We start from the raw sequence: 15,498 nt of genomic DNA, 5'->3' as shown, positions 1-15,498 counted from the left end.
ATATATTGATAATCTGTTATGAGAAATAAAAAGATCTAAGAAACACCGCCTTTAAGTTAGGGGTAAACAGAGTCTGTTCACTATACTTTTAGTAACAGGCCGCACTACATATTTTCATACGACCTATCCAATTATTAGATTAATGAATAGCATTACCATGATAAGGAGATTCCAAATGCTTACCTACACAGAATGTCTGGAGATGAGTAATCTCTCCCAGAATGAAGTTGACGCCATAGCCGAACATGAACATACGGACTCAATCATCGCTATGGCCTTAGGTCATTACCTTTGCTGCCATCATGATCAAAACAAAGTAAGAAAGATCATCATGGATGATATAACGCGAGCGCAACGAAAAGGAGATACAACCCACGAAAAAGTACTGCGTCAGGTATTGAACCACTTTGTCGAAACCCACCCTTCACAGGCTGCCCAGCTCGCCAAAGCAAGCTGAGCTGTTCTGCTGTTATAAAAGGGCTCTTACAAAAGGCCAGTTGCCCAAGAGAAATGGCTGGTTTTTCTGTGCGTATTTTTTTGTGGGGCAGACTATATAGTCCGGGTTTCGCCATCATTTACTCACAGAAAATGATCGGTTATATCAGCCTGAGCAGCGATAGTCGGGTAAAACATCCATTAAAACCTTGTAAACAGTGTTATATATTAATTAACCCATTAACGTCGCACATTTTTCTTAATTTATGTCAGCTAAAAACGACAAAAAACCAGCAGATATGATACAAAATATACGCCCACATTATATAACTCTGAGATATATCAATAATTCATGTGCAATGAATAATTTTATATAAAAAAGACACGGTTTTAATTTGGGTAAACAGGATCTGTTGCCTAAAATATTAGTACCGGGCCGCAGTACATATTCCATATGGGCCCTCAGACTATTAGAACTGATTTAGAGCCTTACAATAATAAGGGGATACCACAATGCTAACCTACACTGAATGCCTCCACCTGAGCGATCTCACCCAGGATGAAGTTGAGGCCATCGCTGAGCATGAGCACACGGACCCGATCATCGCCATGGCCATAGGGCATTATCTATGCTGCCATAATGGCCAAAGCAAAGTAAAAAAGATCATTCTGGATGATATTGCAAAAGCTCAGCGAAAAGGAGACTCAGCCCACGAAAAAGTTTTGCGAAAGGTATTGAACCACTTTATCAATACTCACCCGGAACAACCTGCCCAGATCGCCAAAGCAAGCTGAATTATCTGACTCTTTCAAAAAGCCTGCTACCCAATATGGGTAGCAGGCTTTTTTAGCTATAAGCCTTATTGTTTGGGACTTCTTCTCTTATACCTGCAGAAAATGACAGATTATCCGCTATTTTTATAGTATCGCTCTCTGGTTTTTCCTTTATAGTTATCGTCGATGGCCGATAACTCTTCGTACTTTTAACAAGTAGTAGGCGCAAAGCAGGCGTTGCATGGGACCAATCGATAAAGAGAACAAAGATCTGCGCAGATCTCTGCACCTTCTGGCCAGCAAAGTTGAGCGGAATGAAGCTATTTTGCGCTCATTCTTTGAAATGGAGCTCCGACTGCTAAGCTGCAGCAACCTTGCAGAACTGCTTGACCTTATTCTGGTTGAGTTCAAAGAGTATTTTCGTCTAACCGCCGTGAATCTGATTCTGCTCGATCCTGAATCTGCTGCCCGTAGCCTGTTAGATGATTATGTTCCTCCTGAACCTGGCCACAGCCTCCGTTTTGTCAATAACCAGCGACTGCTTAAAACCCTGTTTCCAACAGTCAAACTCAGAACCGGCGAATTGAGTGCACAGCTTAAAAGCATTGCCTTTCCCAGTAACCCCTATATCCTCAGCAGCGCCCTGCTACCGCTTATCCGCCACGACTGTCTGATTGGTAGCTTGCACCTTGGCAGCAAAGACCCGGCGCGCTACAGTGAACACTTCGATTACGACTACGTTGGCCACCTGGCCTCGATTATTGCAGTGTGTATCGAAAACTGCATCAACCAGCAGAATCTCAAGCGACTCAGTATTATCGATATGCTCACCAAGGTTAATAACCGGCGCGCATTTGATCAGGAGATTATTAAAGAGCTGTCCAGAGCCAGTCGACATCAGACACCGCTTAGCTGCCTGTTTATCGACCTGGATTTTTTTAAGCTGGTTAACGACAATTTCGGCCATCAGGTCGGCGATAAAGTGCTTAGCTCGGTTGGGCTGTTATTAAAGAAAAATCTGCGTAAAACTGACTTTGTTGCCCGTTATGGCGGCGAGGAGTTTGCCATTCTGCTGCCGAATTGTGATTCAGAGAAAGCGATTGAGATCGGCGAGCAGCTGCGTCATAAAATTCTCCACATGGTCATCCATAATAACGATAACGCGCCCTTCAGGATAAGCGCTTCGATTGGAGCAACCAGCTGCTCATCTGATAGTTTTGCTTTCGATGATCTCGATGCACAGGCTCATGCTCTGCTAAAAGCAGCTGATCAAGCGGTCTATCTGGCAAAAGAAAAAGGCAGGAACCGGATTGAGTACCGCCCCCTGCCTGATATGAAACCTGAACTGTTTAGTCAGATAAACAGCGATATGAGACCTATTTAAAAAAACGTTTTTAAAAAGAGCTCTGTTTGAGACTACTGCATATCCCGAAGTAACTCAGAATAGAGATCGATATAACGTTGCTTCTGCTGCTCGCCAAACAGAGGGTCATCCATCTTCGGCAGATCAGGCTCAAGCGCCTGCCACTGATCAGTGCTGGCAACTTCATCCAGTAACGGGAACAGAGTCCCCTCCTCCAGATTCAGGTGCTCTATCTGATCATCCAGAAAATGCTCTAACTTAGCGATAAACTGGTCCATTGGTACAACAGCGTCAGTCAGAATACAGTCAACCGCTTCGATAATATCATTGCTACTTTTTTTCAACTGTTTATGTTCATCAACACATTGAGTGATCGCAACGTCCAGCTCGGGACAACCAGACTCTTTAAAAAACTCATACATCTGATCCTCCAATGGGTGATGATACGCATCAGCATAACTGGTGATGTAATCAACAGCATCGGCAAGCAGAACAAAATTTGGCATTTCGCCCTGCTTTAGTTTTTCGAGTTTGTTTCCGAGCACAGCCAGCAACTTGTTAAGGTTGACATGATCCTGGTGTAATTCATTCAGTACTGTCATAACATCCTCCGTTAAGATAAAGATACTATACCTCAGCTTTGTTAAACGGTCTTGACCAGAATCAAGCAGATACTCTTCAGGACACTAGCCATTGGTGTAACTCAGACAGTGTGCTGACCCTGAGGTCTGTCAGCTCCGGCCATGCCCGGTCCGCCCTGAGATCAACATGAATTGTCGCCACGCCCGCGGCACGGCCTACTTCCAGATCGTAGCGAAAGTCACCCACCATCACGGTCTGATCAGCACCCGCCTGCCATTGCTGCAGTAACAGGTTGATTCCCTGCGGGTCTGGCTTTGCTAAAGCATCGTCCCGCCCCAGTACTGCGGCGGGATTAAACAGATGACTGACACCGATAACCTCAAGGCAGTGCAGCGCTACCTCACGCTTATTACGGGTCAGTATTCCCAGCATACATCCACGGGACCCAAGCAGTTCCAGACACTCACTTACACCAATAGCTGGTTCTACCATATCAGCGTAGAAATATTCCCACTGATCGAGCTGATGATTTAACTCTTCTCTTTCAGCTTCAGGCCTCTCAGCGATGGTAGCGAGAATATCGCAGCCAGACGGAAGACCCAACTCCGTACGAATACGCTCAAAATCATGCACCGGATGGGTCAGGGTGCCATCCAGATCAAAAATCCAGTAGCCTGCCCTGCGAATATTGTTCATCATTCATTATGACCATCTGTCGGATTCAGGTTTTCAGTCAACTGATCAAGCCGGGTGCGGATATCCCGCATAATCTCAAGCCGACCCGCTGGATTCCCATTTTGTGATAGCAATAACGCTTCAAGCCCGGCAATACTGTCCTGGGAATCGCGCAACGCCTGGAGCATATTGCGTGAACGCTTTTTTGCGCTATCTGTCATCTGGTCAACCCGGGTAAGCGTGCGTCGAACCTGGCTATCAAGTTCGTCCAGATGGATCACCAACTGCTCCATTCCCGAGCCAAAGGCATGGTCCATCTGCCCCAGCCGTTGCTCTAACTGTGCTACCGCTTCGCGAAAGCGGTTCAGAAACAGCTCACCTTCGCGATCCATAAACATCGCCAACAACTCTTCGGGATAGAGAGCACGGGAACGGGCATCCGCACGGATAGCATACTCGCCCCGCTGGGTGCAGTAGGGACGCTTATTACCAGGGGGGATTTCGATCCGAAAAAAAGCATTGTTGCTGATATTTTCCACCACCACCTCAATATCAACGATAGGATAGCAGTCGGTCGCCTTATTGATCAGGCTAAGTCGGGCACTATCATCGACCTCGCAGCCAACGATACGCCCTCGTTGCAAACCATCACGACTGGTATATTCATCGACGCCGACCAGAATAGCGCCGCCCTGAGGTGAATTAGCGAAAGAGACCAGGTCTCGACTTTTTATGCCGTTAATTTCGCGTTTGAAATCAACATCAACCCCTTCAGGCTTTGCCAGCAGACTCTTCGCCCGCTGACTGATCTGCCTGTATTCACGTTTAACCGGCATCGGCTGATCCAGACCTCTCAGGCATAGATCTCATCGGCGAAAGGATCAATCGGCTGTGCCAGTACGGCGTCATCCCGAAAATAGAGGATACGACCTTCGAATGTCAGTCCCTTCGAGGAGAACCAGCGTAACACTTCCTCGCGGCCCTCATCGATCTGAAAACTGTCATACCAGGCGGACGCTATACGGTAGAAATAAAGCCCAAAGAGTGCCGCTGCAGCACCGAGAAAAAAATCAGAGCCAGGACTAAACAACAGTGCTACCAGCCCCGCCAGCCAGACACGGCTGGCTCGGGATTTCTTTAAACTATTAAATGCATCATCATACTGATCCTGATATTTCAGATAGCGACGATAGTTCTGCTGCAATTCAAATTTATCCTGTTCCGGGATAGTTCGTTCCATTTTAATACCCTTTTATCTACAGGCCTCAACCAGCCAGACTTTTACTCAATACTTCATAAACATCCCGGGAAAGATCACCACTACCTTTGATCCTTTCCAGTTCAGCTTTCATCAGTGCGCTCCGCTCAGACGGATAACGTTTCCAGCGCGTCAGGGGTGTCAGCAACCGTGATGCGATCTGTGGGTTTTGTTTATTTAATACAATAATCTGATCCGCCAGAAAACGGTAGCCACTGCCATCAGAATTATGGAAATTCAGCATATTCTGAGCACAGAAAACAGACACCAGCGAGCGGATCTTGTTCGGGTTGGCAGCATCGTAAGCCGGATGCTGTTGCAATGCCTGCACCCGCACCAGCGCACCCTCTTTAGGATCACTGGCCTGAACTGCCAGCCACTGGTTGACCACCAGCGACTCTTTCTGCCAGCGCTGATAGAAGCTCTCCAGAACATCAGCAGCCGGCGCCTGAAAGTCTGAATGGGCGATCAGCGTCAGGGCCGCCTGACTATCGGTCATATTGTCGGCCTGACGGTATTGCTGCAGTGCCAGTTCGAGATATTCCTGCTTCTCAGTCGCCATCAGGTATGACAGCGCGAGATTCTTAAGACTTCTGCGGGCAACCGAGGCCGCATCCGGGCTGTACGCTTCTACCGCATTGTTGTCCTGATAAACCCGCAGGAACAACGGTTCAAGCGCATTAGCAATCGAGTCTCTGACAAAGCGGCGTACGTGATAAATAGCATCCACATCGATCACCGCGGCCAGCTCGCTCAGATACGCCTCAGACGGTAGGGTAAGGACTTTAGCGACCATCGCCTTATCGAGACTGGTGTCATTGAGTACCTGTCGATAGGCTTCCACCAGCGCCGGGGCGAGCTTCAGTTCCTGTCCTTGCTGATAGTCGCCAATCAATTCACTCAATATACCGACCGCCAGTTGCTGTGCTGCATCCCAGCGATTAAAGCCATCGCTATCATGTTGCATGAGAAATACCAGCTGCTCACGGGTGTAGGGAAACTTTAGTTTCACTGGAGCAGAAAAGCCCCGCAGCAAAGACGGCACCGGCTCTACCGGAATATTGTCAAATACAAAGCTCTGCTCAGTAGCTACAAACTCCAGCACCTCAGTAGTTGCACCGTCGTTGAGCGGAATATCCTGACCCTGAGGATCAAGCAAACCCACCGCAACGGGAATCAGAAATGGCTGTTTTGTCACCATATCCGGGGTTGCCGGGCAGCTTTGATGCATATGCAGGGTATAGCGCTGGTTCTGCGCATCATATTCGCCGGTCACCGAAACCTGTGGCGTGCCCGACTGACTGTACCAGAGCTTGAAGCGGCGCATATCACGGCCGGAAACATCCGCCATCGCCTGTACAAAGTCATCGGTAGTCACCGCCTGACCATCATGACGTTCGAAGTAGAGATCGGAACCTTTGCGGAACGTTTCCACGCCCAACAGCGTATGCAGCATCCGCACCACCTCACAGCCTTTCTCATAGACAGTCAGCGTGTAGAAGTTGGCGATCTCAATAAAGGAAGCGGGCCGAACCGGATGGGCCATCGGGCCGGCATCCTCGGCAAACTGAGCGGTACGCAGCAGCGTGACATCCTCAATCCGCTTAACCGTCTGGGAGTTCATATCTGAGGTAAACTGAGAGTCACGGAATACGGTGAAACCCTCTTTCAGACTGAGTTGAAACCAGTCACGACAGGTAACCCGGTTACCGGACCAGTTATGGAAATACTCATGGGCAACCACCCCTTCAACCCGTTGAAAACCTGCATCAACCGTCGTTTCTGGATGGGCCAGAACGCAAGAGGTATTAAAGACGTTAAGGCCTTTGTTCTCCATCGCGCCCATATTGAAGAAATCCACCGCCACGATCATAAAGATGTCCAGATCGTACTCCCGGCCGTAAACCTCCTCATCCCACTTCATCGAGTGTTTCAGGGAGGTCATAGCGTAATCGAGCTTATCCAGATCTTTTGCTTCAGCAAAGATCTTCAGCACCACATGGCGTCCAGAACAAGTAGTATAACGATCTTCAATAAATTCAAGATCACCGCCAACCAGCGCAAACAGATACGCAGGTTTGGGGAATGGGTCCTGCCATCGAACCCAATGACGACCATCATCTTCCTCTCCGGCATCCACCATATTGCCGTTTGACAGCAACACCGGATAACGCTGTTTATCCGCCACAATCGTGGTTTCAAACAGCGCCATCACGTCCGGACGATCCTGATAAAAAGTAATTCGACGAAAGCCTTCAGCCTCACACTGGGTGCAGAACATGCCATCGGATTTATACAGCCCTTCCAGGGCAGTATTGTTTTGCGGCTCGATACGGGTGATACATTCAAGGGTAAAATGGTCAGGCAGATTAGAAATAGTCAGTTGCTCACCCACCCGCCGAAAGTCTTTATCACTCAGCACTTCGCCATCAATACTCAGACGCTGTAGCTCCAGTGATGCGTGTCCATCCAATACCAGCGGATGCTGGCGGTCGGCGGAATCGGGGTTACGAGCATAACGAACCTGAGAACGAACCAGTGCCTGTTCCTCTTCAAGTTCAAAACGCAACTCTGTCTGCTCCACCAGAAATGCGGGAACTTCATAATCCTTTAGATAGATAACACTTGGCTGCTCTGTCACTGACTGACTCATTCATTCACCCTGCTATAACATAAAACGATTAACAATAAACAAACCTTCATATATGCCCCGATAAAGCTGGGGAGGAACTGTTCTTTTGAAGATTTGACACACCTCAGGCGCTAAATTCAATCTGGTACGCAGTAAACTTCCTGAGGTTAATAACTCCGGTATCTAAAATAAGATACTGCCCTTTTATACCCTGTAAAACCCCTTCAACTACCGGTTTTTTATCAAAACTCAGACTAGTCACTTTAGCGGGAAAATTAAGCACAGGATAGTTCAGTTCCAATACCTCGGCCTCCGGCAACCGTTGAATAGCCTGCAAACCAAACCGATCTTCCAGTTCGGTTAAGGCAGTCTGGCAAAGCTCCAGTAAACGATCTCGCTCAGCACAAAGATCCAGTCTATCCACCTGACCTTTAAGCATCGCCCGCCAGTTAGTTTTATCCGTCACATGAGTGGCAAAAATCTGTTCCACAAGCCCTGATTGAAAACGGGTATCGACTCGCAGTATCGGCAGCGCCTGAATCGCACCCTGATCGATCCAGCGGGTCGGAACCTGGGTGCCCCGGGTAATGCCCACTTTTACCCCGGAAGAGTTAGCCAGATAGACATAGTGACTCTGAAAGCAGAATTGCTCTCCCCAGGAAGGGTCTCTGCAGGTGCCCTGATCATAATGACACTTTTCAGGGCTCATAATACAGAGATCACACTGAGGCAGTTTTTTAAAGCATGGATAGCAGTAACCCTGGGCAAAACTTTTGCTGGTCTTGCGCCCACAATGGGTGCAGTGAATCTGCCCCAGATAACTTAGCTTTACCGGTTTGCCAAGATAGCTATTCAAATCAACACGATGATCGCCCAGCTTCAACTGATAACTTATCTGAGGGCCAATTTCAGCTGGCATTTTTACCAGTGGGCCCTGCGCTATAATATCCATCAATTGTCGTTCAGAATTTTCAGAACCTGAGGTTCCAGTGGGTCAGAGCCGTGCTTGCTGCCATCTTTTTTGCTTCGATCGATATACCCGGTGCGTTCATGCTCAGGCAGCTTTGTCTGATCATAGGCGATAACCGCCCGTAAGCTGGTCTCCCGTTGTTCATTAGTGAGTCGCTCACCATTAGGCCACTTACCCAGCTCAACAGCCCGTTTCAGGCTCTGATACACTTCAGGCGTCATCACCTCAATCATCTTCTCAAAATTCATCATGCACCTCACAGCGAGTCAATACAGCGGGTAAAAAAGTAGGTCAATATAATATCACAGCGACGATCAGCGTTTTAGCAGCCTTACTACCGGCACGAGTACAAGACCCGCTATCAGTCCAGCCAGATGCGCTGTATTTGCAATGGAGCCCATCCCCAGACTTTCCAGCGCGCCGGTATAACCTAATACCAGCCAGAACATCATAAAACCCATCAACGCCGGTGGCATACCAATGACTTTGTTCGGCTTGAGTCGATCCCAGAACCAGGCAAACCCTAACAGAGCGTACACAAAACCGGACATCCCGCCAAACATCGGCCCGCTCACCCAGAACTGCGCAATATTCGAGACCAGCGCTGAGAATAGAAATAATCCCAGCAACACCGGCCAGCCAAGATAGTTTTCAATACGTCTGCCGACAACCCAGACCCAAAGCAGATTAAAGATGATGTGCGGCAGATTAAAGTGCATAAACGCCGGGGTGAATAGTCGCCAGACCTGCCCTCCGGTCAGCGATGCCAGCAGATCCGAGTAATACACCTTATTACCCTGCACCTCAAAATCAACAATGGTAAACCAGCCCATCATCTGGATGTTATCACCCAGGGAGACCATCAGCGTGATGATGACGCTTATGGCGATCAGCGACAAACTCAACCAGCTTTGCAGAATAGTTTGCAATCCGCCCGGAGACCCTCGCCGCTGAACCTGCAATCCGGAAATATCATCCCCCCGCTGCCACATCTGATAAAGCTGGGTAATCTGATCAGCATTAACAGTGTAAGGCACCAGTAACAGCTGCTCGCCCTCCTCCTCTAACACCCGGTGAGGAATTTTATGCTGCCAGAGTATCGCGGTAAAACCCGACAGATCCTGATCCAGCGAAACGCGAAACACTTCATTCATAAAATCACTATACGCAGCTCATGCGATTCAGGATTCATATTTAATCTCCTTCAATACATCAACCCAGATAAACTTCGTCGAATCAATTTCCGTTTCATCATCCAGTCGATAAGCAACTAGCTTACCGAACTTAACCGCACTGTAGTCTATACAGGCGACGTTGGGAGCCACAGCTCTGGGTTCACCATCACACCAGTAGTGACCAATAAAGAGCAGCGGTTCATCACTGCTGTAATAGAGCAGGTCCTTGTAGTCTTGTTCAGACAGAGGCATACGGGCCACATGCTCAGGTAACGGATCAGGCTGAAACACCACATCGATATAATACTGCGGCTGCTGTGACCAGAACTTAGTACGGAAAAAGCGACGTTTATAGCCATCTTTGCTGACCATCACTTCGTTATTGGGCATCCTCAGATGGGTGCCGCGTAACAAACGATCCATAGTCTCCCATTCAGGCGTATCATGATGCGCAGAACGATGCAGATAGGCGTCATCGATCTGGTTACCGCCCTGGGTGTGTAAAAACTGCGTTATATGCTCCTGAGACCAGCAAGCATGAACGACGCGGAACTGCTCATTCTCAAGAAACAGAGGCATCTCCTTGATCCATTGGAGAAACTCCTGTTGCTCTCGCGGGTAGTTGGCAAACTGCTCAAGGGTCTCATTCAAAATGCGCAAGTGGCGCCGGTTATGGGTCCTCAGATACTCCATACCCGACCCGGGCAGCCCCGGTGTCAGATAGGAAAGATAGTTAAACTCATGATTACCCATGACGATCTGAGCATATCCGCCATCGACCATATCCCGGACAATATGAAGCGCCTCACGAATACGCGGCCCCCGGTCAACGATATCCCCCAGGAACACCGCCTGACGGTGCGGATGCTGATAAACACCAGCTTTTTTGCTATAACCAAGTTTCTTCAGCAACAATTGCAACGATAATGCACAACCATGTACATCACCGATCAGATCATAACCTTTGTAAGCATCTCCCATAGGCACCCCGGTTATTCGCCCAACTTCGTCGCCCAACCCAGTTTTTCCCGGCAGGTCTGATAGAAATTATGGCTAAGCGGATGCAGCAACTTCAGCTTATGCGGTTTTTTATGAATGGTAATGGTATCTCCAGGGGCACAACTAATATGCTTCTGCCCGTCACAACTAACCGTTGGATAGGTTTCATTATTATCACTGATCACCAGTTTGAGTTCACTATTACCATCCACCACAATAGGCCGGCTGGAAAGCGTATGAGGAAACATGGGTACCAGCACTAAGGCATCAAGACGGGGGTGCATGATCGGACCACCACCGGATAGCGCATAGGCGGTCGAGCCGGTAGGCGTCGCAACAATCAAACCATCGGAACGCTGCGTATAAACAAACTGGCCTTCAATATAGAGCTCAAACTGAATCATTCTGGCAGATTTACCCGGGTGTAGGACACAGTCATTCAACCCAGTGGATTCACCGATCGGCTCACCATTTCGCTTCACCAAAACATCGATCAGAAAACGACGATCTACAGTATACTGGCCATTTAACACCTCACCGACCTTCTCTTCGATCTCTGCCGGAGAAATATCGGTCAGAAAGCCCAGGTTGCCGCGGTTGACTCCTAACACCGGCACATTGGATTGCGCCAGATTGCGGGCGGCACCCAGCAAACTGCCATCGCCGCCGACAACGATAACAAGATCACATATCTCCCCCATTAAACGGGAAGAGCTGGTTTGCTGCCCATGACCTGGCATCACTGCAGCAATTTTTTCATCAAGGATAGGCGTCAGGCCCTGCTCATCAAGAAAACGAATCAGATGTTTAAGAGTGTCAATTACCTTGGTGCTACCCAGACGCCCTATCAAACCAATATTACGAAAGTTATCCATTGCCACTCCAGTGAAACCGATGATTACAATCTAATCACGCCTATCCGATTGTTTTTAAACATTATACTCATTTTCTTTGCAATTTAGCTGCTTGTATTGAACCTTTTAACCGAGGATTTTAACCTCCGTCCCTAAGGTAATTTTTTACTCAGCAGACCCTGCATCCCCCGCAACCCCTGCATACCCCCCGTATGAATCAACATCACCCGGGTTCCCGGAGGCAATTCCCCCCGCTTCAGTTTGCGCTGCAACGCCAGAAAAGCCTTGCCAGTATAAACCGGCTCCAGCCCAATACCGCTCAACTCAGTGAAATGTCGCATCGCCACAGCCAGCTCAGTAGATACCCGGGCATAGCCACCCTCATGACAATCTAGCGTCAATGACCAGCCATCCGGATCAACAACACCCGAATCAGCCAGCAAATTGCGAATATCCTCATAGAGAAATTCGCCCCCCTTGAGCACTGACACACCCAGCAGCTCGACGCCGTCCGGCTTCGCAGCAATAAGGCCTGCCAGTGTGCCGCCGGTACCACAGGCGCAACAGATAAGATCATACTGGTCAGCATTAAACAGAGAGAATATCTCACGACAACCGGCAACCACCCACTCACCTGACCCACCCTCCGGCAGGCAGTGAAAAGACCCATACTTGTCACGTAGCTGTGCGAGGAAGTCGGCTTCATTCTTGTTGCGATACTGCGCTCTGGAAACAAACTCCAGGGTCATACCCCAACGCTCTGCATCCAGCAGCGTTGCAGATAACCGGACCGGACGCTCCCCCCGAATCACACCGATGGTTTCTATACCCTGCTCGTATCCGGCATACGCCAGCGCATGAATATGGTTCGACCAGGCACCACCAAAGCTAAGTACCCGATGGCAATCCGAAGCCATTACCGCTTCAACCGCGTACTTTAATTTAAACCACTTATTGCCACTGATCAGTGGATGTACCAGATCAAGACGCAACAGATCAAGCTGAACCCCCGCCTGTTTAAAATCAGGCAGATCAACGATATCAACGGAGATATTAGGATGTTGCGTCAAGACTACCGGGAGAGTTGTCATAAAATATTAAGAAACCTGTCACATACTCATCATCAAAACAGCATAGGATTGCTGCCGCAAAGAGAGGAGACAAAAATGGAAGAGTACACAGAAGAGCTGCTACAGGAAAGACTCAGCGAAGAGTTTGAAGACGATAACGAATTTGACGACGGAGAGGAGATGTAAATTCTGAAGCGACCAGTAATAACAACCCCTGATTATTGAAACTTAACCCTGTCCGGCCGTAAATTGTTTTACACAGTTGCCACCGGCTTGCTTTGCGCTGTACATCGCCATATCAGCTCGCTGCACAAAAAAATCAACCGGCTCGGCTCCGGAGCACGATGCAACCCCCAGGCTCATAGAGACTGTAACCGTATCATGACTTAACGAGTCAGGCGAATAATGACACTCCAGATTAAACAACTGCCGCACACGGTCAGCCAACAGGCAGGCTGCATCCTGCGGGGTATTGGGCAATAACAGCATAAACTCGTCACCACCATAGCGAAAAGCCTGATCAGATTCTCTCAATCCATCCCGAAGAACCCGGCCAATCTGACGCACAATCTGATCACCTTCCAGATGCCCCAGCTTGTCGTTAACCTGCTTAAAACCATCAAGATCAATACACACCAGACTCAACTCACCGCCATAGCGCTTAACGCGCATCATCTCACTGGCAACCTGAACATAAAAGTGTCGCTGATTAAACAACCCACTAAGATCATCCGTAATTGACTGCTTTAATAAGGTAGTTTCCAGTGTTTTCTGGCGCGTCATATCATGAAAAAAACCAACACTTCCGCGATACTGACCCTGTTTCAACAGCACCGCAGCTGATAAACGGATAGGCACGCGATCCCGGTGAACATTAAGCACATACGTTTCATATCCTTCTAGCCGCCCGACACCAGAAAACGACTCATCCATCATCAACCGCATGATCTTTCTTGCCTCATCATCACTAGGGTAGATCTGACGAATACTCATTTTTCCAATGACCTGATCAGCCGAATACCCCAGCAGATTTTCAGCTGAAGTATTAAACACAGAGATCACACCGCGACGATTGATTGCGATAACAGGATCAGGACAGATTGAGATCAATTCCGCCTGATTAATATTCAAATGCATCTAATTAGGCCCGTAGCCACTACAACACCCCTCAGCAAGTAATTTTTATTATAGACAATCAATTGAAGATCAAAAAATGACGCGCATTTATATCACGTTAACCCGATAAGCGCTTGTGCTCATTACTCAAAATGACAGATCCATCCACACAGGCAAAAACCAGGAAACGCCAAAAAATCAGAGCTGTAGCTCTTGAAATAAAACAAACAATAATAGAGAAGGACAGGAGCAGAGCATCGGAAGAACACAGAAACACGAACCGCGGCTATGAGAGATGACGGGCAGGTAGTCAAATTTTTTGAAGGAAAAATAGCAGAATGGACGGGACTCGAACCCGCGACCTGCAACGATGAAAGGTGACAGGCAGGTATCCTAACCAATAAACGAATGGACCAGAAATCTAGTGCCTGCCGCTGCCAGGCTTCCTGCATTCTGCCTTTACGACACGGCCCAGGAGGGCGCAGACGCGGTGCGGTTCTGATCTTTAGAGAGCGGGCCGCATAAAACACACTCTATTCTTTGACGGAAGCAGAATAATGTCGTATATTCCTGAAAACAGGATCTTTCATGAGTAAATATACAGCCGCACTCTCCAATCTTACATTAGAAGAAGCAGAAGATCTCGGTCAAGCCATACAAGATGCAAAGGTATATGTCGAAACCCGAATAATGGATCACCTTATGAGCTTGATGCACTTGAAAAACGGCGAGGCGAATAAGGCAGAAGAATATGTCAAAGGCGATTTGGAAACCGTGTCGCACATGAAGCGGTATTACGAAGAACGACGCGAAGCCTATGACAGAATTGGCAAGAAACTTAAATTTAAAGAATGCGCTAACGACCTTTGGACCGCGACATTTGAAGACCTGTCTCTGCAAGACACGGAGTTTGCGTCTGAAATTTTGAAAGATGCCTTATTCGTGAATATGAGGCGTTTTGCAGAGGTATCTAGCTCGGCTTCCAAAAAGAAGAAGAGAGAAGTCTGCGGCACTGTATACAATACTTTCACTCTCACACATGTAGAAGCGATCCGCGAATCCTATGATCAAAGCTTAGAGGTCATCAATAAACTCATGGGAAAGTTGAAGTTCGCAGAAGAACCAGCTCCTGAGTTTGGTAGCGACAACAGGATTTGAACCTGTGACCTCACGGTTATCAGCCGTGCGCTCTAAACCAACTGAGCTATGCCGCTAAATTCTGGTGGAGCCTAGGGGGGTCGAACCCCTGACCCTCTGCTTGCAAAGCAGACGCTCTCCCACTGAGCTAAGGCCCCAAAAACTATTCTATAAAGGATATCCAAAATGACCACCATACCCGAACTAATCGCGCAAAAGAAAGCACTTGAACTCAAGGTTCGTGAGCTTGAAAAAGAAGTTGCATTTCTCAGTGAGCGTCTGGAAACAGAGCGGTCCAGACGGAGCGACTATGGAAACATGCGGAAGAAGGATGATGAAGTCCTCTCGGACATGCTGGCACGTTCCGCCTTTCGTAAGTAATAAAATTGGTTGCGGGAGTAGGATTTGAACCTACGATCTCCAGGTTATGAGCCTAGTGAGTTAACCACTTCTCTATC

Annotated in this window: 17 protein-coding genes and 2 tRNA genes; 5 read left to right on the top strand and 14 right to left on the bottom strand. The window is 48.2% G+C overall.

The window, feature by feature from the left end:
• The first annotated feature begins 175 nt into the window (after positions 1 to 175).
• The 3 genes from Q0499_RS04190 (at position 176) to Q0499_RS04180 (ending at position 2,593) form a co-directional block, all read left to right on the top strand.
• Positions 176 to 457: a hypothetical protein gene (locus Q0499_RS04190; RefSeq protein ID WP_299196535.1), complete on the top strand. Its 282-nt coding sequence runs from the start codon at positions 176 to 178 to the stop codon at positions 455 to 457.
• 491 nt (positions 458 to 948) lie between these two features.
• Positions 949 to 1,230, top strand: a complete 282-nt coding sequence (locus tag Q0499_RS04185; RefSeq protein ID WP_299196533.1) for a hypothetical protein — start codon at positions 949 to 951, stop codon at positions 1,228 to 1,230.
• A gap of 220 nt (positions 1,231 to 1,450) precedes the next feature.
• Entirely contained in the window at positions 1,451 to 2,593 is a 1,143-nt protein-coding gene (locus tag Q0499_RS04180) for a sensor domain-containing diguanylate cyclase (protein WP_299196531.1), read from the top strand.
• Between the two features lie 32 nt (positions 2,594 to 2,625).
• Here the strand turns inward: Q0499_RS04180 and Q0499_RS04175 are convergent, their stop codons facing one another.
• From Q0499_RS04175 to Q0499_RS04120, 12 genes are all read right to left on the bottom strand, one after another.
• Positions 2,626 to 3,174 (bottom strand): hemerythrin domain-containing protein, encoded by a 549-nt coding sequence (locus Q0499_RS04175; RefSeq protein WP_299196529.1) that lies wholly within the window; start codon positions 3,172 to 3,174, stop codon positions 2,626 to 2,628.
• A gap of 76 nt (positions 3,175 to 3,250) precedes the next feature.
• On the bottom strand, positions 3,251 to 3,853 hold the full coding sequence (locus tag Q0499_RS04170) for an HAD family hydrolase (RefSeq protein ID WP_299196527.1): 603 nt from the start codon (positions 3,851 to 3,853) through the stop codon (positions 3,251 to 3,253).
• Positions 3,850 to 4,665, bottom strand: a complete 816-nt coding sequence (locus Q0499_RS04165) for an ATP-binding protein (protein ID WP_299196521.1) — start codon at positions 4,663 to 4,665, stop codon at positions 3,850 to 3,852. Before Q0499_RS04165 ends, Q0499_RS04170 begins: the two co-directional genes overlap by 4 nt.
• Positions 4,666 to 4,682: 17 nt before the next feature.
• Complete coding sequence (locus tag Q0499_RS04160) at positions 4,683 to 5,069, bottom strand: hypothetical protein (RefSeq protein WP_299196512.1); 387 nt, start codon at positions 5,067 to 5,069, stop codon at positions 4,683 to 4,685.
• A gap of 25 nt (positions 5,070 to 5,094) precedes the next feature.
• On the bottom strand, positions 5,095 to 7,740 hold the full coding sequence (gene pepN, locus Q0499_RS04155; RefSeq protein ID WP_299196510.1) for an aminopeptidase N: 2,646 nt from the start codon (positions 7,738 to 7,740) through the stop codon (positions 5,095 to 5,097).
• Positions 7,741 to 7,843: 103 nt separating this feature from the next.
• Complete coding sequence (locus Q0499_RS04150; protein WP_299196508.1) at positions 7,844 to 8,671, bottom strand: DUF2797 domain-containing protein; 828 nt, start codon at positions 8,669 to 8,671, stop codon at positions 7,844 to 7,846.
• Positions 8,671 to 8,937, bottom strand: coding sequence for a DUF1315 family protein (locus tag Q0499_RS04145; protein ID WP_299196505.1), 267 nt, complete (start codon positions 8,935 to 8,937; stop codon positions 8,671 to 8,673). Before Q0499_RS04145 ends, Q0499_RS04150 begins: the two co-directional genes overlap by 1 nt.
• A 66-nt stretch (positions 8,938 to 9,003) precedes the next feature.
• A complete protein-coding gene (locus tag Q0499_RS04140; RefSeq protein WP_299196498.1) occupies positions 9,004 to 9,843 on the bottom strand; it encodes a rhomboid family intramembrane serine protease in 840 nt (279 codons plus the stop codon).
• A 27-nt stretch (positions 9,844 to 9,870) separates the two neighbouring features.
• On the bottom strand, positions 9,871 to 10,845 hold the full coding sequence (locus tag Q0499_RS04135; RefSeq protein WP_299196481.1) for a metallophosphoesterase: 975 nt from the start codon (positions 10,843 to 10,845) through the stop codon (positions 9,871 to 9,873).
• 11 nt (positions 10,846 to 10,856) lie between these two features.
• Positions 10,857 to 11,738 (bottom strand): NAD(+) kinase, encoded by an 882-nt coding sequence (locus Q0499_RS04130; protein WP_299196468.1) that lies wholly within the window; start codon positions 11,736 to 11,738, stop codon positions 10,857 to 10,859.
• 131 nt (positions 11,739 to 11,869) lie between these two features.
• Entirely contained in the window at positions 11,870 to 12,808 is a 939-nt protein-coding gene (locus tag Q0499_RS04125; RefSeq protein WP_299196466.1) for a pyridoxal-phosphate dependent enzyme, read from the bottom strand.
• A gap of 207 nt (positions 12,809 to 13,015) precedes the next feature.
• On the bottom strand, positions 13,016 to 13,924 hold the full coding sequence (locus Q0499_RS04120; protein ID WP_299196464.1) for a sensor domain-containing diguanylate cyclase: 909 nt from the start codon (positions 13,922 to 13,924) through the stop codon (positions 13,016 to 13,018).
• Positions 13,925 to 14,491: 567 nt separating this feature from the next.
• Between Q0499_RS04120 and Q0499_RS04115 the strand changes: the two genes are divergently transcribed.
• Positions 14,492 to 15,061: a hypothetical protein gene (locus Q0499_RS04115; protein ID WP_299196462.1), complete on the top strand. Its 570-nt coding sequence runs from the start codon at positions 14,492 to 14,494 to the stop codon at positions 15,059 to 15,061.
• On the opposite strand, the gene Q0499_RS04110 is transcribed toward Q0499_RS04115, so the two are convergent.
• Together Q0499_RS04110 and Q0499_RS04105 are read right to left on the bottom strand one after the other, a co-directional pair.
• Positions 15,040 to 15,117, bottom strand: a tRNA-Ile gene (locus tag Q0499_RS04110). The genes Q0499_RS04115 and Q0499_RS04110 overlap by 22 nt on opposite strands.
• 6 nt (positions 15,118 to 15,123) lie before the next feature.
• Positions 15,124 to 15,198 (bottom strand) — tRNA-Ala (locus Q0499_RS04105).
• A 28-nt stretch (positions 15,199 to 15,226) separates the two neighbouring features.
• Here Q0499_RS04105 and Q0499_RS04100 point away from each other — a divergent pair.
• Positions 15,227 to 15,421: a hypothetical protein gene (locus tag Q0499_RS04100; protein ID WP_299196457.1), complete on the top strand. Its 195-nt coding sequence runs from the start codon at positions 15,227 to 15,229 to the stop codon at positions 15,419 to 15,421.
• The last annotated feature ends 77 nt before the right edge of the window (positions 15,422 to 15,498 follow it).

Origin of the sequence: uncultured Amphritea sp. (genome assembly GCF_937127095.1) — a bacterium.
Lineage (GTDB): Bacteria > Pseudomonadota > Gammaproteobacteria > Pseudomonadales > Balneatricaceae > Amphritea.
This window is presented reverse-complemented; position numbering and strand designations above follow the sequence as displayed.